Consider the following 19,408-nt stretch of genomic DNA (forward strand, 5'->3'; position numbering starts at 1 on the left):
TCGAAATCCTCGACCGAGCCCAGATCCGGATGCACCGCGTCATGACCGCCCTCAGACGACCCGATCGCCCACGGCACCCCCACATCCCCCGGCCCCGCCGACAGAGAGTTGTTGGGCCCCTTGCGGAACGTCGTCCCGATCGGATGGATCGGCGGCAGATACACCACATCGAAACCCATCCCCGCGATCACCGGCAGCCGCCGCGCCGCCGTACGGAACGTCCCGTGCGGCCGCTCCGCAGTCCCCTCCGAACGCGGGAAGAACTCGTACCACGACCCGAACAACGCCCGCTCCCGCTCCACCACCAACGGCAACGGATCCGAAACCGTCACCAGTTCACGCAGCGGATACCGCGCCAGCACCGCATCCACCTCGGGAGTCAGCGCAGCCGCGAGGCGGGAGGCGGCCGGGCGGCCGGTGTCGCGCAGGGCACGGGCCGCGGCCGGCAGCACGCCCTGCCCGTCCTCGCCTTCGGGGACGCCGGTGGCCGCGCGCTCGTACAGCCGTGCGCCCTCCTCCAGGACGAGCTCGGTGTCCATCCCCGCCGGGATCTTGATCCCCGCGTGGTGGCGCCAGGTGCTGACCGGATCGCTCCACGCCTCCACGACGTAGGTCCAGCGGCCCTCACTCGGCAGAGAGACGGTGGCGCCCCAGCGGTCGGTGCCGGGGGCCAGTTCACGCATCGGTGTCCAGGGTCCCCGGCGGCCTTCGGCGTCGGTGAGGACGACGTTCGCGGCGACGGCGTCGTGGCCCTCGCGGAAGACCGTCGCGGAGATCTCGAACTCCTCACCGACCACGGCCTTGGCCGGACGTCGGCCACCGAGGACGAGGGGGCGCACGTCGAGGATGGGGATGCGTCCGAGGACGGGGCCGGTGTCCGGCGCCGGGCTCGGCCCCGCGTCCGAGGCGGGTTGCCGCTGGGCGGGGGGACCGGCGTCGGTGTGTCGTGCGGGGTTGGTGCCAGGTGCCGGGGGTGCCGGCGAGTGGTGCGTCGGGGGCATGACCGCTCCTGTCCGCGTCAACATGTCCGGGCGGATGGGGTGTCGGAAGGTGGGCCGGCGGGGTTACCGGAGGAGCCTTCCCGCAGTACGGGTGGGCATTCCGGCACTTTGTTAACTACTCACGCGTATGTCTACGCTCAAGACCGGCCGCATTCAGTACAGCCAAGAGGACCGGCCCCGCCCGTGACAAGGGGCGAGGCCGGTCAGCGTACGCGTGTCCGGTTAACCGGGGGTCAAGGATTGTCGACCTGGAGCAGCCTGTCGGGCGACCCGATCCCCGCTCCCTTGATCTTCCCGGAGACCGCCCGCCGTACGAGGGCCTGGCTCACGTCCGCCGGGGTGGCCTTGGGATGGCGGGCCAGGTAGAGGGAGGCGGCGCCTGCGACGTGTGGTGTCGCCATCGATGTGCCGGAGAGCGTGGCGGTGCCGGTGTCGCTCGTGTTCGAGTCCGAGGTGATCGCCACGCCGGGGGCGAACAGGTCCAGGCTCGGACCCCAGTTGGAGAAGCTCGCCCGGGCGTCCTTGCGGTCGCTGGCGCCGACCGTGATGGCCTGATCGACCCGGGCCGGGGAGTACAGGCCGGCCGCGAGCCCGTCGTTGCCGGCGGCGACCGCGTAGGTGACGCCGGAGGCGATGGAGTTGCGCACGGCCGCGTCCAGCTGGGCGTTCGCGTAGCCGCCCAGGCTCAGGTTGGCCACCGCGGGCTTCCTCGCGTGCTTGGTCACCCAGTCGATGCCCGCGATGACCTGCGCGGTGGTACCGGAGCCGTTGTCGTCGAGGACGCGCACGGCGACGACCTCGGCCTGCTTGGCCACCCCGTGCGTGGTGCCCGCGATGGTGCCGGCCACGTGCGTGCCGTGTCCGTTGCCGTCCTGGGCGGTCGCGTCGTTGTCGACGAAGTCCCAGCCGTAGGTCGCCCGGCCGCCGAAGTCCTTGTGCGAGATGCGGATGCCGGTGTCGATGACGTACGCCGTCACGCCCGCTCCCGCCGGTTCGGGCCAGGTGTAGCCCTTGTCGAGCGGCAGGTTCGGCTGATCGATCCGGTCCAGGCCCCATGAGGGCGGGTTCTTCTGGTAGTGGTCGAGTGCGACCCGGGTGTCCTGGACGACCGAGGCCACGCGGGAGTCGGCCGCGAGACGCCGGGCCTGCCGCTCGTCGACGGTCACCGCGTAGCCGTTGAGCGCGCTGCCGTAGGTGTGGCTGATTCTCGCCCCGTACTTCTCGGCGATGCCCTTGCCGGCGGCCGACAGGGCCTCCGTTCCCCCCTTGAGCGTCACGATGTAGCTGCCGCTGACGGCGCCGGGAGCACCGGCGCCGAGGACGGTTCCTTCCGGGGCGGCCTGCGCGGGCTGTGCGACGGCCGCGAGCGCCGCGACCGTGGCGATGGTGGTCAGACCGCCCGCCCAGCGCAGACGCGCCTTTCTCATCCGTGCCATGACTCGAGTTCCCCTCCCAACTCGGCGCGGCCCGGCCGCAGTTCACGACCGGTACGCCGCCTGAAGCCTCTCGTGCGAGGGCGAACCGCCACAAGGTCGCCTATGCGTGGGGAATCGGCCATATCGGTGGATGGCGGATGTGTAAAAGTTGCGTTGTTTTTCGGTCGGCTCGCATGGAGAGCTACGGGTCCGCGGCGCAGCCGGGTCCGGTGCCACCAGCCCGCCCGGCCCTTGGGGACGAGGCCGTTCAGGCCGATCGGGGGTACGGGGCCGGAGCCCCCGGCGACGGCCGCCGCACTCCCGGGTGCCTACGAACCCGGCGGTAACCCGCGCAGCCGCCGTCGCCCTCACGGCGGAGCGCAGCGTACCGTCGGAGACGCTACGTACGTCCTCCGTGAAGGTGGAATTCGTGAAGGCCATCCGCAGGTTCACCGTACGTCCCGTCCTCCCCGAACCCCTCCAGCCGCTGAGCGATCTGGCGCGCAATCTGCGCTGGTCGTGGCATGCCGAGACCCGCGACCTCTTCCAGTCCGTCGACCCCGAGCGGTGGGCCGCCTCGGGCGGTGACCCGGTGCGGCTGCTGGGGGGCGTGCCACCCGCCCGGCTCGCCGAACTGGCCGAGGACCGCCGCTTCCTGCGCCGCCTCACCGCGACCGCCGACGATCTGCACGACTACGTCACCGGCGAGCGCTGGTACCAGTCCCAGGACCGGTCCTCCGGCCTCCCCGCCGCCATCGCCTACTTCTCGCCCGAGTTCGGCATCACGGCCGCGCTGCCCCAGTACTCGGGCGGGCTCGGCATCCTCGCCGGGGACCATCTGAAGGCGGCCAGCGACCTCGGCGTCCCGCTGATCGGCGTGGGCCTGCTGTACCGGCACGGCTACTTCCGGCAGACGCTCTCCCGCGACGGCTGGCAGCAGGAGCACTACCCGGTGCTCGACCCGCACGAGCTGCCGCTCACGCCGCTGAGCGAGCCGGACGGCACCCACGCCCAGGTCTCCCTCGGCCTGCCCGGCGGCCGCCGTCTGAAGGCCCGTGTCTGGCTCGCCCAGGTGGGCCGGGTACCACTGCTGATGCTCGACTCGGACGTGGAGGAGAACGACTTCGGCGAGCGGGGCGTCACCGACCGGCTGTACGGCGGCGGCAGCGAGCACCGGCTGCTGCAGGAGATGCTGCTCGGCATCGGCGGGGTGCGCGCCGTGCGCACGTACTGCCGGCTGACCGGCCACCCCGAGCCGGAGGTGTTCCACACCAACGAGGGGCACGCGGGCTTCCTCGGACTGGAGCGGATCGCGGAACTGTGCGAGGGCGGCCTCGACTTCGACTCCGCCCTGGAAGCCGTGCGCGCCGGCACGGTCTTCACCACCCACACCCCCGTCCCGGCCGGCATCGACCGCTTCGACCGCGAGCTGGTGGCCCGCCACTTCGGCCCGGACGCCGAGCTGCCGGGCATCGACGTGGAACGGATCCTGCGGCTCGGCATGGAGACCTACCCGGGCGGCGAACCGAACCTGTTCAACATGGCCGTGATGGGCCTCCGTCTCGGCCAGCGCGCCAACGGGGTGTCCCTCCTCCACGGCAACGTCAGCCGGGAGATGTTCTCGGGTCTGTGGCCGGGCTTCGACGCCGACGAGGTGCCGATCACGTCCGTGACGAACGGGGTGCACGCGCCGACCTGGGTGGCACCGGAGGTGTTCCGGCTCGGCGCGCGGCAGATCGGCGCCGAGCGCACCGAGGACGCCATGACGGAGGGCGGTCGCGAGCGCTGGGACGCGATCGCGGAGATCCCCGACCAGGACATCTGGGACCTGCGCCGGGTGCTGCGCGAGCAGTTGGTCCTCGAGGTCCGGGAGCGGCTGTACGCGTCCTGGCGGCAGCGTGGCGCCGGAACGGCGGAGCTGGGCTGGATCGACGGCGTCCTCGATCCGGACGTCCTGACGATCGGCTTCGCGCGCCGCGTTCCGTCGTACAAGCGTCTGACGCTGATGCTGCGCGACCCCGACCGCCTGATGGAACTGCTGCTGCACCCCGAACACCCGATCCAGATCGTGGTGGCCGGGAAGGCCCACCCCGCCGACGACGGCGGAAAGCGCCTGATCCAGGAGCTGGTCCGGTTCGCGGACGACCCACGCGTACGCCACCGCATCGTGTTCCTCCCCGACTACGGCATGGCGATGGCGCAGAAGCTCTACCCGGGCTGTGACGTGTGGCTGAACAACCCGCTGCGCCCGCTGGAGGCGTGCGGAACGAGCGGGATGAAGGCGGCGCTCAACGGCTGCCTCAACCTGTCGGTGCTCGACGGCTGGTGGGACGAATGGTTCCAGCCGGACTTCGGCTGGGCGATCCCCACCGCCGACGGCGCGGGCACGGACGAGGACCGGCGCGACGACCTCGAGGCGGCGGCGCTGTACGAGCTGCTGGAACAGCGGGTGGCGCCGCGCTTCTACGAGCGGGGCCAGGGCGGGCTGCCGGACCGCTGGATCGAGATGGTCCGCCAGACCCTCATGCACCTGGGCCCGAAGGTGCTGGCGGGCCGGATGGTCCGGGAGTACGTGGGGCGCCTGTACACCCCGGCGGCCCACGCGCACCGGTCGATGACACCTCAGGCGGCGCGGGAGCTGGCGGGCTGGAAGGCGCGTGTGCGCTCCGCCTGGCCGTCGGTCACGGTCGACCACGTCGAGACGTCGGCCACGACTCAGACGGCGGAACTGGGCACGACGCTGGCGCTCCGCGTCCGGGTCGGCCTCGGCGAGCTGGGGCCGGACGACGTGGAGGTGCAGGCGGTGGCGGGCCGTGTGGACATGGAGGACCGCCTGGAGGACGCGACACCGGTGCCGCTGAAACCGGCGGGCGGCCCGGACACCGAAGGCCGCTGGCTGTACGAGGGACCCCTGTCCCTGGACCGCACGGGCCCGTTCGGCTACACGGTCCGGATCCTGCCGTCGCACCGGCTGCTGGCGTCGAGCGCGGAACTGGGCCTGGTGACGGTGCCGTCGGAGGACGTGGTGGGGGCGGCGGGGGTGCTGATGCGGTAGGGGCCGCCCGAGGGAGCGCCGAACAGGCAGATCGTGGGCCGGCGACCGTGCGGCTGCGCGCAACCGACCGCGCGGCCGCACGGTTCACTCGTCCGGATCCCCGCACAGCCTCCGCAGCACAGCCCCGCACCGTCGGGCATAGGCGTGCTGCAAGCCCCGCGCCGCCGGACCGCCCGCCCGGGAGTACCACTTCGCCGGGCGGCTGAAGGCGTTGACCGTCAGCCAGACCGTGCCGTCGCCCGTGCGGTCCACCACGAAGGACTCCTCGCCGCACTCCGGGTGGCCCGGCAGCGTGCCGTACGCCCAGCCGGCGCGGCGGGGCTCCTCGAGCGTCCAGACCACGCGGCACGGGGCCTTGATCATGCCGGCCAGGGTGATGGTGACGTCCACCCCCGGGGCGGCCCTGTCCTCGGTGACCGAGACTCCGACGCCGATCGCCCGGTGCAGTTCCCAGGTCAGGACCGCCTCGGCGGCCCTGTGGAACACCTGTTCGCCCTCGCCGATGCGAGCACGGACGTGCAGGGGGCGGAAGCCCTCGGGGCAGTGGCCGGGCTCGCGGGTGGCGCCGACATCCTCGTAGGTGAAGGACATGGGCCCAGCCTAGGGCGGCCCCCGGCGTGACCTTCCCGCCGGGGCCCGCCGTGTCGGCGTGCGTGCTAGTTCACGTTGACCGCGGACCAGGCCGCCGCCACCGCGTTGTACTCGGTGCTGCCGGAGCCGTACAGGGCGGACGCCGCGTTCAGGGTCGCCGTGCGGGCGCCCTTGTAGTTCGTCGTCGACGTCATGTACGTGGTCAGCGCCTTGTACCAGATCTGCAGCGCCTTGGCGCGGCCGATGCCGGTGACCGTGGAGCCGTTGGACGTCGGCGAGTTGTAGCTGACGCCGTTGATCGTCTTGGCGCCGCTGCCCTCCGACAGGAGGTAGAAGAAGTGGTTGGCGACACCGGACGAGTAGTGCACGTCCTTGCTGCCGACGCCGGAGGACCAGTAGTCGGCGGAGCCGCCGTCCTTGCTGGGCTTGTCCATGTAGCGCAGCGGGGTGCCGTCCCCGTTGATGTTGATCTTCTCGCCGATGAGGTAGTCACCGGGGTCGGAGGCGTTGTTGGCGTAGAACTCCACGCCGGTGCCGAAGATGTCGCTGGTCGCCTCGTTGAGACCGCCGGACTCGCCGCTGTAGTTGAGCCCCGCGGTGTTGGAGGTGACGCCGTGGCTCATCTCGTGACCCGCCACGTCCAGAGAAGTGAGCGGGTGGGTGTTGCCGGAGCCGTCGCCGTAGGTCATGCAGAAGCAGCTGTCGTCCCAGAACGCGTTCACGTAGGCGTTGCCGTAGTGGACGCGGGAGTAGGCCGCCTTGCCGTCGTTCTTGATGCCGCTGCGGCCGAAGGTGCTCTTGTAGAAGTCCCAGGTCACCTGGGCGCCGTAGGCGGCGTCGGCGGCGGCCGTCTGGTCCGTGGACGAGCTGGAGGCCGTCCCCGTGCCCCAGACGTCGTCCGAGTCGGTGAACAGGGTGCCCGTGGACGAGCTGCTGCTGTGCTTGAGGTTGTACGTCTTGTGGCCGCCCCGCGTGGTGTCGTACAGCTGGTAGGTCGACCCGGACAGGGTGGTGTTCAGGGTGACCGTGCCCGAGTACAGGCTCTTGCCGGTGCCGGTCTCGATGCCCTGGTACTCGTACAGCTTCTTGCCGGTGGCCGCGTCGGTGATGACGTGCAGCTGGTTCGGGGTGCCGTCGTCCTGGAGGCCGCCGACGACCGTCTCGTAGGCGAGGACGGGTTTGCCGCTGCCCGCCCAGATCACCTTGCGGGGCGCGCTGTCGGCGGCGGTCTTGTCCGAGCCCGCGGCCTTCGCGACGGTCAGCGCCTGCTTCTCGGCCTTGGCGGGGGCGATCTGCGGCTTGAGCGAGGCCACCTTGATGGCCGCGCCGCTCGCTCTGGTCACGCCCTCGGTCCTGCCGGACTTCGAGTGGACGACGAGGTCGCCGCCGAGGACCGGAAGGCCGGCGTAGGTGCGCTCGTAGCGGGTGTGGACCGTGCCGTCGACGTCCCTGACGACGTCCTTGACGACCAGCTTCTCCTGGGCGCCGAGGCCTATCTGCCGCGCGGTCTCGGTGGCGTTCTCCTCGGCCTTCGCGATGAGCGAGGTGCGGGCCGCGGCGGACAGATAGGTCGGGGCGGCGGCGAGGGGCGCCTGGCCGGCGGAGGCGGCCTGGGTCTGGGCCGAGGCGTTCGCGGTCAGGCCCGTGGTGAGGAGGGCTCCGGCGGCGACGGCGGTGGCGATGGCCAGCGTGGTGCGCTGGTGACGCGCGTAGCGGGGAGTCACACAAGCTCCTTCTGTGGGGGATTCCGGTCGGCGTGGGGTTACCGACCGGATCGGTCGTGAAGTTGCGGTGCATGTGCGGCAGCGGTGGAAGCGTGACATGCGGTCGCGTACATGTCAGGACTTCGAAGTGATGTTGGCCGAAAGTCGACTCGCAGGTGAACGTTGCGGGCATGTAAACGGGTCCGTCCCCGAGGTGGCCCACCTCGGGGACGGTGCCCTCTCCGCGCTGCTCGGGGGCGGTTTACGGGAAGGTCAGCTTCCAGCTGTTGAGGGTGCCGACGTCCTGAGCCGCCTGGTCCTGGACCTTCAACTTCCAGGTTCCGTTGGCCGTTTCCGAGGAGGCGTTGACCGTGTAGGTCGCCTTGACGTTGTCCGCCGAGTCGGAGGAGCTGAAGTTCTTCAGGCGGTAGGAGGTGCCCGAGGGACCGACCAGATCGATCACGAGGTCACCGCGCCAGGTGTGCGTGATGTCGACGGTCACCTGGAGGTTGCTCGGCGCGTTGCCGGTCCTGCCGGAGACGGTGATCGACGATGTGATGGCGGGTCCGTTGTCCGGGATGGACACCGGGGTCGTGTTCTCGTACGACGTGCCACCGCCGCCGCCCCCGCCCGAGCGCGACCCGACCGCTACGGCCGCCCAGGCGTCCTGCACCGCCTTGTACTCGGCGCTGGTGGTGCCGTAGAGCTCACCCGCGGCGGCGAGCGTGCCGGTACGGGCGCCGGCGTAGTTGGTGGTCGAGGTGAACTTCGTGGTCAGCGCCCGGTACCAGATCTGCAGCGCCTTGTCCCGGCCGATGCCGGTGACCGGGAGCCCGTCCGACGTCGGCGAGTTGTAGCTCACCCCGCCGATGACCTTGGCGCCGCTGCCCTCCGACAGGAGGTAGAAGAAGTGGTTCGCCACGCCCGACGAGTAGTGGACGTCGAGGTTGCCCACGCCGGAGTACCAGCTGTCGGCGGAGCCGCCGTCCTTGCTGGGCTTGTCCATGTAGCGCAGTGGGGTGCCGTCGCCGTTGATGTCGATCTTCTCGCCGATGAGGTAGTCACCGGGGTCGGAGGCGTTGTTGGCGTAGAACTCCACGCCGGTGCCCATGATGTCGCTGGTCGCCTCGTTCAGACCGCCGGACTCGCCGCTGTAGTTGAGCCCCGCGGTGTTGGAGGTGACGCCGTGGCTCATCTCGTGCCCGGCGACGTCGAGCGAGGTCAGCGGGTCGGCGTTGCCGGAGCCGTCGCCGTAGGTCATGCAGAAGCAGCCGTCGTCCCAGAACGCGTTCACGTACGCGTTGCCGTAGTGGACCCGCGAGTAGGCCGCCTTGCCGTCGTTCCTGATGCCGCTGCGGCCGAAGGCGTTCTTGTAGAAGTCCCAGGTGACGGCCGCGCCGTAGTGCGCGTCGGCGCCCGCGGTCGCGGCGTTGGACGTGGTGCCGTTGCCCCAGGTGTCGCTCGACTGCGAGAACAGCGTGCCGGTGCCGGAGGTGCCGCGGTTGAGGTTGTACGTCTTGTGCCCGCCGCGCGAGCCGTCGTTCAGCGTGTACGTCGACCCGGACTGCGTGGTGGTCAGGGTGACCTGGCCGCTGTACTGGGTGTTGCCGATGCCGGTCTCGACGCCCTGGTGGCGGTACAGCTCCTTGCCGGTGGCGGCGTCGGTGATGACGTGCAGTTCGTTGGGCGTGCCGTCGTCCTGGAAGCCGCCGACGACCGTCTCGTACGCCAGCACCGGCTTGCCGCTCGCCGCCCAGATCACCTTGCGGGGCGCGCTGTCGGCGGAGGTCTTGCTCGAGCCCGCCGCCCGGGCCACGGACAGCGCCTGCGTCTCCGCCTTCGCGGGGGCGATCGCGGGGGTCAGCGAGGCGACCTTGAGGGCGGCCTGCGTGGCCTTGACGACCTTCTGCGGCGTCCCCGACTTGCCGGTGTCGACCACCAGGTCGCCGCCGAGGACGGGAAGGCCGGCGTAGGTGCGCTCGTAGCGGGTGTGGAGCGTCCCGTCGCCGTCCTTGACGACGTCCTTGACGACCAGCTTCTCCTGGGCGCCGAGGCCGATCGCCCTGGCGGTGTCCGCCTTCGCAGCGTCGGCGTCGCGGATCAGCTCGGCGCGCTGCGAGGGGGAGAGCTTCATGGCCGCGTGGGCGGGGTCGAACTTCCCGGCGGCGGGGCCGGCCGGGGCGGCGCTCGCGGCGCCCGACTGGACGGCGGCGGCGAGCAGGGCCGAGACGCCGACGAGGGCGACGGCGGCGGCGCGGCGGGAGGGGGTGTGGGAGGTGCGTCTGCGAGAGGAACTGCTTCTCAACACTGACTCCTTCTGCGTGGCCGCGGGTCGCGCGGCCAGGGGAGACCGGACGGAGGGTGGGCCGTCCGGGCAGAACAGGGGCGGAACGCGGAACCAGGTGCGGGTGCGCAGTGCGTGAAGGGTGCCTCGGCCCGGCACAGCGGTCGAAGCTGTGGGGTTGCTGTGGAGGGGCCGTGGGAAGCGTGGCAGAGAGCGATGAAGTTGTCAGGATCGCATCAAGAGGTTGGCCGGAAATCGTTCGTTGGCCGGTTGGTCACGTCCGATATACGGATCGTTTTCCAGAGGTTCGGGGAGGAGGTGATATGTGTCCGGGCTCCTGGGCGGATACGGGACGCGGTGGCAGTTCGTGGCCCGACCCGGGGACTTGGGGGAGATCCCCGTCGGGCGCCGCGTCACGGGCCCTTCCGAAGACGTAGACGTCCCGGTCCACGCAGACGACAAGCCGGCCCCCCGGCCCGAACTCAAGGCCGCGTACCGGCGATCGGGCGGGTGTGGAGAACACGTCCGCCGGGTTCTGAGGGGGAAGCTCCGGCCACTCCCCGTGGTCCGGTTCCCACACCGCCACCGCGCCGTCCCGGCCTCCGGTGGCGGGCACCAGGCGGCCGTCGACGACCGTGCAGGCGAGGGCCGTGATGATGCCCGGGTGGCGCAGGAGGACGGAATCCCGGTGACCGTCCCAGATCCGCACCGTGCCGTCCTCGAAGGCGATCAGCACGGCGGGCCGGTCGCCGAGGCTCACGCAGGCGAGTGCGACGGGCGGGAACAGACAGGCCAGACAGGACTCCTCGCGCTGGTCCACCAGGGACCACAGGCGGACCGTCCTGTCCTCGGCGGCGGAGACCACGACCGGACGGTCCGCCACGACCGTGCCGCACAGGGCGGTCACGCGTGCCGTGTGGCCCGGCAGGCCGAACAGGGCCATACCCGTCTCGAGATCCCGGACACGCAGCCGGTGCAGATGGTCGGCGGTGACGGCGACGGCACGGTCCTGCACCGTGCTCACCGCGACCGCCGTGGCCCAGCACGGCGCCAAATGGTCCATGGTGGTGCCGGTCGTCAGGTCCCACACCTCCGCCGGGCGGTTCGCCGAACTCGTCAGCGCCAGGGCACGGTCGTGCGACCGTCCCGCGGCCAGCGCCATGAACAGGCTGATGCCGTCGGTGACCACGGGAGCGGCGGGCGCGCCCGTGGCCATGTCCCACACCCGCAGGGTCGTGTCCTCGGACGCGGTCACCACGACCGGCCGGCTCCGGTAGTGGCTGAGGGCGACCGCGCGTATCGGTGCGCTGTGCCCCTCCCACGATCCGCCGGGAGCCAGGGCGAGATCCCACACCCGGACCGAGCCGTCCTCGGTCCCGACGACGGCGGTGGCGACGCCCAGCGTGCCGAAGCCGTGCACCGCGAGGACCGCGCCGGAAGTCGCGGACCCGGAGGAGGCGACGGTTTCGCGCAGTGCCAGGTCCAGCAGGTGTACGGAGCCGTCCCGGGCCCCGATGACGGCGACGGCCCATTCGTCGAGGCTGATGCAGGCGACGCCGGTCGCCTGCACAGCCGGCAACCGAGCGGAGATCTCCATCGGCCCCCGGGTCGTCAGCGCCCACAGCCGCACGCCCGCGCCGTCCGCGGTCACGGCGACCGGCTGCCCGTGCACGACGGCACAGGACACCGCGCGGATGGCGAACCGTTGCCGCGGTGCCTTGGAGGGCCGGGAGTATGTGATGTCCCACGGGCGGTGGTCCATGGCTTTCCAGGTACGGGAGTCGGTGGGATCCGAGGAGCGGGAGTCTCCGGACGTCAGGTCCCAGACGTGCAGCGCGCCCAGCCGGTCACCGGCGACCACCACCGGCCGTCCGCGCACCGTGGCACCGGCCAGGGCACCGGAGCAACCGGCCCCGAGGGTGAGGGTATGCGGCAGGGACGCCCCGCCGGCGGGGTCCCACGTCCTCAGCGTGCCGTCCGCGTCGGCGCTGACCACGACCGGGTCGCCCTGCAGCGCGGTGCAGACCAGGCCGGTCACCCGTGCCCTGTGCCCCCGCGCGGCGACGACCGTGTGCGTGACCAGGTCGTGAAGCCACACGGTGCCGTCCTCCGTGCCGACGGCCACCGTGCTGTGTCCGTCCACCGTCGTGCACGCCAACGCGCTGACCCGCTCCTGCTCCCCGTACTCGAACTCACCGAGCGGCAGGCCGGTCTCCGCGCCCCAGACCCGTACCTTGTGCCCTTCGGCCCCGAGGACGACGCCGCGGCCCTCCAGCTCCGCGTGGCACACGGCGACGACCGGAGCAGGCAGCCCCTCCAGCACCAGCTGCGGCGACAGCGCCGCCGGGGGCCGGCCCGCGGCCGCCCACAGCGGCTTCCAGCGCTGGTGACGGCCGCCGCGGTTCAGATTCCGCACCATGGCGTCGTACCGGTGCCTGGCCGCGTCGCAGCTCAGGACATGGCGGCGCTCTTCGGGCTCCAGTCCCCGGTGCTGCTCCAGGTGCGCCCGGTAGACGGCGGCGGCGAGACGTGCGGACTCGGACTGCAGACCGCGCAGCAGCGGCGTCAGCCCGACCGGGTGGGCGTACACCAGGAACTCGGCGTCGCCGACGAGTTCCTCCAGCAGCCCGGCGCCCGCCGCGCAGGCCGGCAGATGGCGCAGCACATAGGGGTCGGCCTGGCGCCACAGGCGGCGGCCGTCCGGGGTCCGGGGAACGGTGCCGAGGAGCCGCCGGTACCAGCGGGCCCAGACGTCGTCAGGCGCGTCCTTCTTCAGGTTGTCCGCGAGGGACTGGTGGTAGAGCCGGTAGACGGAGCGGCCCTCGTCGTCGACCGCCTCGACGACGTACGGTCCGACGACATCGCTGCGCAGCAGGTGCAGCAGCCGCTCGGCGGTCCGCGCGGCCTCGGACGGCCGGCGGGACGCGAGGACCGACCAGATCTGCGACAGCGGCATGCCCTGGCCCTCCGCGTAGGCCAGCGGGAGCAGCAACGTCCGTACGTGTGCGGCCTCCTCCCGGCCGAGCTGCAGTTCCAGCGCCCAGGTGAAGGCCCGGCCCACGGCGGCCTCCGGGCTGTGCTCCCGGACCGGCGCGGGAAGCTCCGCCGGGCCGGGGGCGTCCCCGGCCCCGCGGGTGGCCACGGCACGGGCGACCAGCCGGGCCACGAGGAACAGGGGGTGGCTGGAGGCGGCGATGTGCGTCGCGATGCGGTTGATGTGCTCCGCGGGCAACCCGGTGTCGCTGCCCGGGCCGTGCGGAGCGCGCAGCAGCTGCTCGGCGTACATGACCAGGTCGTCGGGGTCCGTCCAGGCGGGGTCCGCGAGGTTGATGACCTCCGCCTGCCGGACGCCGGTGACGACGGTGCCGACGATGTGCGGCCTGACGCCGATGAGGAGCCGCAGCTTGGGGGCGTCCGCCACCAGCCGGCCGAGGAACTGGGCGATCTGCCGCTCCTCGCCCTGGGACGATCCTGCCTCGTCCAGGGCGTCCACCACGATCGTGGCGACGGTGTCCAGTGAGGCGAGCCGCTCGCGCAGGCTCCGTGCGGTCGGCTCGGGCGCCTCGACGGCCGCGGCCAGGGCCGCCGTCATCTGCGCGAGGGTGAGGGACCGGGCGTGCACCGCGACCGTGACGACCCCGACGGGCAGTCGGGCGCCCGCCGACACGGTGTCCGCGGGTATGGTCTCGCGCACCCGTGGATCCGAGAGGGCCACCAGCCGCCCCAGGACCGCCGACTTGCCCACGCCCGGAGGCCCGGTCACCACGAACACACGCACCTGGCGTTCGGTTTCTCCTCTGAGCCAGCCGGCCAGCCGCTCGAGCACCCGGCCGCGTCCGGTGAAGTAGTGGCCGACCTCGTTGACGGTCTGTCTGCCGGTCCCGCGCGGGGAGAAGTGGTCCATCAGCTCGGCGTCCCGGCGCCGTTGCTCGGCCAGTTCCGACTGCGTGCGCAGCCCCAGCCGCCGGACGAAGAAGCGCTGTTCGGCGAGGTCGAACTCGCGTCCCTCCACGAGCAGTTGCGGCACGTAGTAGGGATTGGGGAAGAAACCCGTGGTCAGGTCGCCTTCCACCGTGTCGTCGCACAACTGGGCCCAGTCGGCCCGCTGCTCGACGCCCCGGCGGCGGAACTCGGCGTTCAGCCCCCTCACGAGCTCGGGCAGGCTGATGTGACTGGCGCGGTTGCCGAGCCGGGCCTCATCGGTCAGCACCGTGGAGAGCGCCGCGCTGAAGACCCCGTCGCGCGCCTCCTGAAGGATCCTGGCGGCACACAGCACCCCGAACGCCTTGAGGAAGCGGTGATCGGCACCCGGTGCGTCGGCCACGGCGAGTTTCGCCCGTACCGCCTGCTCCAGGGCGTCGACCGCGCCCCTTCCCGCGTAGCAGGAATCGAGCACCAGCAGCAGACGGCTCACGCCCTTCAGCGCGGGCAACTCCACGAGTCGTCCGACCGGCAAGGCACTGATCCGCAGCTCCGCCGGGCCCGTCTCGGAGTCGGCGCACAGGAGGTAGTGGTGTCCGGATTCCTCCTGGCCGTGACCGCTGAAGTAGATCACCAGCGTGTCGCCGTCCTCGAACGCCTCGTCGAGCCAGCGGAGCATCGGCCGTACGACCTCATCGGGCCCCCGCGGATTGAGCAGTCCCTCAGGGAAGACCGCCGCCGACTCGTAGCCGAGACCGGCCAGCGAGCCGATGACGGCGGGGAGGTCCTCGACCACGCCCGGCAACGCGGGCAGCTCCTCGTGCGTGTACCGCTCGGTGCCGAAGGCCAGCACATGGCGCCGTGGGCCGCCGGTGCTCACCGCACGGTCCCGAGGCCCTTGCCGATCGCCTCTCCCGTCTCCCGGGCCGTCAGATGGCGCAGCAGGTCGTGCACCTTCCAGCCGTTGTCCACCAGGACGTCCAGCATCTCCGGTGCCGACCGCCCGGCCGGGCGTTCACCGTCGGCGGCCGGCGGGGTGAACCACGGGGCGAGCTCTTTCACCGAGGCGACCACGTCGTGCCGGTCGCACACGTTGGCCCAGCTCTCGAGGCCCTCGGGCCAGTGGCCTCGCCCCGCTTCCGGCGACGGCCGCAGACGGTCGAACACGAGCTTGGGCATGCCCAGGGGAGAACCGAGGGTCACCAGCGTTCGGACCGGCCAGTGCGGATGCGCGCACAGCGCCTCGTACGCCACGACCGAGCCCAGGGAGTGACCGACGAGCACCGTGGTGTCCGCCTCGATCCGGGCGGCCACGGCCGCGACGGCCCGCGCCCGCACCGGCTCCTCCGTGAAGTAGCGGCGCACCTGGCGCAGCACACCGAGCAGAAACCGCTCCGCCACCGCGGTGGAGAGGAACCGCGACCGCAGCAGCGCGTTCATCGCCCGCTGCACCGTCTGCGGGGTCGGCGCCTTGCTGCCCGCCGCGGAGCCCTCCGGGGGCGGCACCCGGTCGGGTTCGGCTTGCGCGGCGGCGGCCCAGCAGGCGTCGAGGAGCTCGATCTCGAACGGGTCGTCGAGGTCGGTCGCACGCTGCGGAAGACCACCGTCGCCCTTGGCGCCGGGTGCGCGGAAGACGTTCCCGTAGAAGGCGACATCCACGAGCTGCGGGCCGAAGCCGTCGGCCGCGCCGGCGAGTTCCACTCCGTCGGCCAGTGCCGCGGCGACCGGATCACGCAGGGAGTTGCGCCCGAGGAACTGCTGTCCCACTCCATGCACCACGACCACTCGTGCCACGCGGCCCTCCTCGTCTCGACCCGCAGGGCCATGATTGCGCAGCGGCTCGCGGCGCACACCGAATCCGGTGTACCGGACGCGTCTTCGGGCGCTCAGGATCCGACAGGGCGCCGGTGGCGGTATGTTGTCCGGCTTCTCCGGGTGCCGTCACCCGGCGGCCGGGGACCTGCCGTCCCCGTGCCACGTCCGCCACAGCGCCGCGTACGCCCCGTCCGCCGTCACCAGGTCCTCATGCGTCCCCAGTTCCGTCAGGAGGCCGTTCTCCATCACCGCCACCCGGTCCGCGTCGTGGGCCGTGTGGAGGCGGTGGGCGATCGCGATGACCGTGCGGCCCTTCAGGACCGCCGCCAGCGCGCGCTCCGTGTGGCGGGCCGTCGTCGGATCCAGCAGGGCCGTGGCCTCGTCGAGGATCAGCGTGTGCGGGTCGGCCAGCACCACCCGGGCCAGGGCCAGTTGCTGGGCCTGTGAGCCGTCCGTGCGGCTCCCGGCCGGCCCGAGCCCGGAGTCCAGGCCGTCCGGCAGCTCCCGCACCCAGTCGTCGGCGCCCACCGCGGCGAGCGCCGCCCACAACTGCTCGTCCGTCGCCGACGGTTCGGCGACGAGCAGGTTGTCGCGGACCGTGCCGAGGAAGACATGGTGCTCCTGGGTGACGAGGACCACCTGGCGGCGCAGCCGCTCCGGCCCCAGGTCCGCGACCGGCACACCGCCCACCGTCACCGAGCCCCCGGTCGGCGCGTCGATGCCCGCCAGCAGCCGGCTCAGGGTGGTCTTGCCGGCGCCGGAGGGGCCGACCACCGCCAGCCGTTCCCCCGGCCGCACGGACAGGTCCACCCCGCGCAGCACCTCACCCCCGCGGTCGTAGGCGTAGCGCACGTCCGTCACGTCGATCCGGTCGTCCGCCGGGACGGCCGGCGTGCCCTCCGGGTCGGCCTGCGGGGCCCGGGCGAGCCCCTCCACCCTGGCGAAGGACGCACCGCTGCTCTGCAACTGCTCGACCCGCATCAGGATCTCGTCCAGCGGTGAGCTGAACTGCTGCAGATACACCGCCGCGGCCACCACCGACCCCAGGCTCATCACCCCGTGCGCGTGCAGCACCCCGCCGGCCAGCAGCACCCCGGCCACCGGAAGGACATAGGAGACCTCCACCACCGGGAAGAACACGGACCGCAGGGACAGCGTGTACAGGCGCCGGCGCCGGGAGACGTCCAGCGCGTCCCGGCTCGTCACGATCCGCCGCTCCTGCAACCGGAACGCCTCCACCGTGCGCGCCCCGGACGCCGTCGCCGCCAGGATCTCCGCGACCTGGGAGTTCGCCTCGCCCTCGGCGAGGTAACCGTCCCTGGCCCGGCGCAGATACCAGCGCAGCACACACCAGATGGGCAGCAGGGCGAACACGCCGATCGCGCCGAGCAGCGGGTCCAGCGCGAAGACCGCGCCCAGCAGGAACAGCGCCTGCACGGTGTTGATCAGCAGCTCGGGGCCGGCGTCGCGCAACGTGGTGCCCACGGTGGCCACGTCGGCGGTGCCGCGCGCGGTCAGGTCCCCCGTGCCGGCCCGCTCCACCACGGACGCGGGCAGTGCGAGGACCCGGTCGACGAACTCCTCGCGCACGCGGGCCAGGGTCCGCTCCCCGAAGCGGTGCCCCACGTACCGGGCCCAGCGCGACAGCAGCAACTGTGCCAGCGAACACAGCAGGATGCCGAGCGCCAGACGGTCCACCGCACCGACGCCGCCCCCGGACCGGACCTCGTCGACGATCCGCCCGAGCAGCCACGGCCCGGCGAGCCCGGCCCCGGCCGCCGCCGCGTTCAGGACCAGTACGGCGGTGAAGGCCCGCCCGTCGGCCCGCACCAGCCGTACGGCGGCCCGCCGCACGTCGACGGCTTCGGCCACGGGCAGATGTCCCCGGTTCACGCCACGACCTCCTCGGCATCGGCGGTGTCGGTGTCCCGCGCCACCAGCGCCCGGTAGCCCGGCTCCGCCTCGATCAGCCGCCGGTGGCTCCCGGTGGCCGCGACCTTGCCGTCGACCAGGTAGTGGACGGTGTCCGCGCGGTCCAGGACCAGCGGGGAGGTGGTGGTCACCACGGTCGTACGGCCCTCGCGCGCCTCCCTCAGCCGTTTTGCGACCGCCGCCTCGGTGTGCGCGTCCAGCGCCGACGTGGGCTCGACGGCCAGCAGCACCTCGGGGTCGGCGAGCAGCGCCCGCACGAGCCGGACGCGCTGCCGCTGGCCGCCGGACAGGTTGCGTCCCTGCGCGTCGATCGCCGAGCCGAGCCCGTCCGGCAGGCCCTGCACGATGTCGTCGGCGACAGCGGCGTGCACCGCCCTGCCGATCGCCGCGTCATCGACGTCCTCCGCCTGCCGGGCGCCCGCGACCAGCTCGCGCAGCGTGCCGGCGAACAGGTCGGCCTCGTTGTCGGCGACCAGGATCCGCTCCCGCACCTGTGACAGCGGGATGTCGTCCAGGCGCACCCCGCCCCAGGTCGCCTCCGACGGGACGTACCGCCCCAGGCGGTCGACGACCGCTGCGGTGTCCGCGGGCCGTGCCCCGGCCAGGGCGGTCAGCCGCCCCGGCACCACCCGCACCCCGGACTCCGGGTCGTGCAGCACGGACGGCTCCGGGGGAGCGTCGCGCGTGCCGTCGTCCGGCTCCGGCTCCATCCGCAGCAGCCGTACGACGCGCCGGGCGGCCACCACGCCCCGGCCGACCTGGTAACCCCAGTCGATCAAGGCCGCGACCGGGCGCACGATCACGGCGACATACCCGTACACCGCCACCAGCTCACCCACGGTGATGTCCCCCCGGGCGGCCAGCCGCGCCGCGAGCCACGTCACGACGGCGAGGAACAGCGTCGGCAGCCCCACCCCGAGCGCCTGCATCCAGCTGGTCACCGACCCGACCCGGTATCCCTGCTCCCGCAGCCGCTGGGAGTCCCGGCGGAAGGCGTCCGCGAACAGCCCCTTGCCGCCGAGGCCGTTGAGGACCCGCAGCCCGCCCGCGAGGTCGCCGATCCGGGCGGTGAGCACACCCTGCCGCTCCCGGTACTCCGCCTCCGTGTCCTGCAGGCGCCGCATCAGCGGTCCGACGATCAGGGCGATCACCGGCACGCCGAGCACCACCACCGCGGCGAGTTGCACGGAGACCGACAGCAACAGCCCTGCGACCACCAGATAGGCGACGACCGCGCCGACACCGGGGCCCACGACGGTCAGGGCGCCGGCGATCGTCTGCACGTCGCTCACACCGATGGTGACCACTTCACCGGCCCCGGCCCGCCGCGGCAGCGCGGCCCCCAGCCGGACCGCGTGCCCCACGACCACCTTCACCGTGCGGAAGTTGGCGTCCATCCGCACCCGGGTCATCACCCGGTGCCGCATGATGCTCAGCCACGCGTTGAACGCGCCCACCGCGAACAGCGCCGTGGACCATCCGGCGAGGGCGCCCGTGTCACCCCGGCGAAGACCCTCGTCGACCGCACGGGCCATCAGGTACGGCGTCGCCGCCATCAGCACCATCCAGACGCTGCCGAGCAGCGCCCCCGCGACGGACCGCCCCGGCTGCCGGGTCACCAGCCACCACAGATACCGCCAGCCGTCACGGCAGTCGGGCTTCCCGGGATCCTCGTACGCGTCGATCATCGT

At 72.3% G+C, this 19,408-nt stretch carries 10 protein-coding genes; 1 reads left to right on the forward strand and 9 read right to left on the reverse strand.

Features of this window, described 5'->3' with window-relative positions; translation table 11 throughout:
- Both SY2F82_RS30880 and SY2F82_RS30885 read right to left on the reverse strand, forming a co-directional pair.
- The coding region (locus SY2F82_RS30880) for a maltotransferase domain-containing protein (protein ID WP_200422471.1) at window positions 1-1,001 on the reverse strand (1,001 nt) is incomplete at its 3' end.
- 233 nt (window positions 1,002-1,234) lie between these two features.
- Window positions 1,235-2,437: a S8 family peptidase gene (locus SY2F82_RS30885; protein WP_200422472.1), complete on the reverse strand. Its 1,203-nt coding sequence runs from the start codon at window positions 2,435-2,437 to the stop codon at window positions 1,235-1,237.
- Window positions 2,438-2,846: 409 nt separating this feature from the next.
- Between SY2F82_RS30885 and SY2F82_RS30890 the strand changes: the two genes are divergently transcribed.
- Window positions 2,847-5,471, forward strand: coding sequence for a glycosyltransferase family 1 protein (locus SY2F82_RS30890; RefSeq protein ID WP_200422473.1), 2,625 nt, complete (start codon window positions 2,847-2,849; stop codon window positions 5,469-5,471).
- Window positions 5,472-5,555: 84 nt separating this feature from the next.
- Here SY2F82_RS30890 and SY2F82_RS30895 read toward each other — a convergent pair whose 3' ends face one another.
- The 7 genes from SY2F82_RS30895 to SY2F82_RS30925 all read right to left on the reverse strand — a co-directional run bounded on the left by SY2F82_RS30895 (window position 5,556) and on the right by SY2F82_RS30925 (window position 19,405).
- The gene (locus SY2F82_RS30895) at window positions 5,556-6,062 is read right to left on the reverse strand and encodes a DUF1990 family protein (protein ID WP_200422474.1); all 507 of its coding nucleotides are present in this window, start codon (window positions 6,060-6,062) and stop codon (window positions 5,556-5,558) included.
- Between the two features lie 65 nt (window positions 6,063-6,127).
- Window positions 6,128-7,786, reverse strand: coding sequence for a M4 family metallopeptidase (locus SY2F82_RS30900; protein WP_200422475.1), 1,659 nt, complete (start codon window positions 7,784-7,786; stop codon window positions 6,128-6,130).
- Between the two features lie 241 nt (window positions 7,787-8,027).
- Window positions 8,028-10,070 (reverse strand): M4 family metallopeptidase, encoded by a 2,043-nt coding sequence (locus SY2F82_RS30905; RefSeq protein ID WP_200422476.1) that lies wholly within the window; start codon window positions 10,068-10,070, stop codon window positions 8,028-8,030.
- Between the two features lie 253 nt (window positions 10,071-10,323).
- Window positions 10,324-14,850, reverse strand: a complete 4,527-nt coding sequence (locus SY2F82_RS30910; RefSeq protein WP_200422477.1) for a caspase family protein — start codon at window positions 14,848-14,850, stop codon at window positions 10,324-10,326.
- Window positions 14,847-15,764 carry a hypothetical protein gene (locus SY2F82_RS30915; RefSeq protein ID WP_200422478.1) on the reverse strand — a complete coding sequence of 306 codons (918 nt, stop codon included), beginning with the start codon at window positions 15,762-15,764 and terminating at the stop codon, window positions 14,847-14,849. The genes SY2F82_RS30910 and SY2F82_RS30915 overlap by 4 nt, the downstream gene beginning before the upstream one ends.
- Before the next feature lie 147 nt (window positions 15,765-15,911).
- Complete coding sequence (locus SY2F82_RS30920; protein ID WP_200422479.1) at window positions 15,912-17,678, reverse strand: ABC transporter ATP-binding protein; 1,767 nt, start codon at window positions 17,676-17,678, stop codon at window positions 15,912-15,914.
- The gene (locus SY2F82_RS30925) at window positions 17,675-19,405 is read right to left on the reverse strand and encodes an ABC transporter ATP-binding protein (RefSeq protein ID WP_200422480.1); all 1,731 of its coding nucleotides are present in this window, start codon (window positions 19,403-19,405) and stop codon (window positions 17,675-17,677) included. The genes SY2F82_RS30920 and SY2F82_RS30925 overlap by 4 nt, the downstream gene beginning before the upstream one ends.
- Window positions 19,406-19,408: the final 3 nt, after the last annotated feature.

The sequence above is a fragment of the Streptomyces sp. Y2F8-2 genome, from assembly GCF_014905555.1.
Lineage (GTDB): Bacteria > Actinomycetota > Actinomycetes > Streptomycetales > Streptomycetaceae > Streptomyces > Streptomyces cynarae.

Coding starts and splice junctions, on each gene's coding strand:
- SY2F82_RS30885 (WP_200422472.1), bottom strand. CDS start 2,437: ATGGCACGGATGAGAAAGGCGCGTCTGCGCTGGGCGGGCGGTCTGACC.
- SY2F82_RS30895 (WP_200422474.1), bottom strand. CDS start 6,062: ATGTCCTTCACCTACGAGGATGTCGGCGCCACCCGCGAGCCCGGCCAC.
- SY2F82_RS30925 (WP_200422480.1), bottom strand. CDS start 19,405: ATGATCGACGCGTACGAGGATCCCGGGAAGCCCGACTGCCGTGACGGC.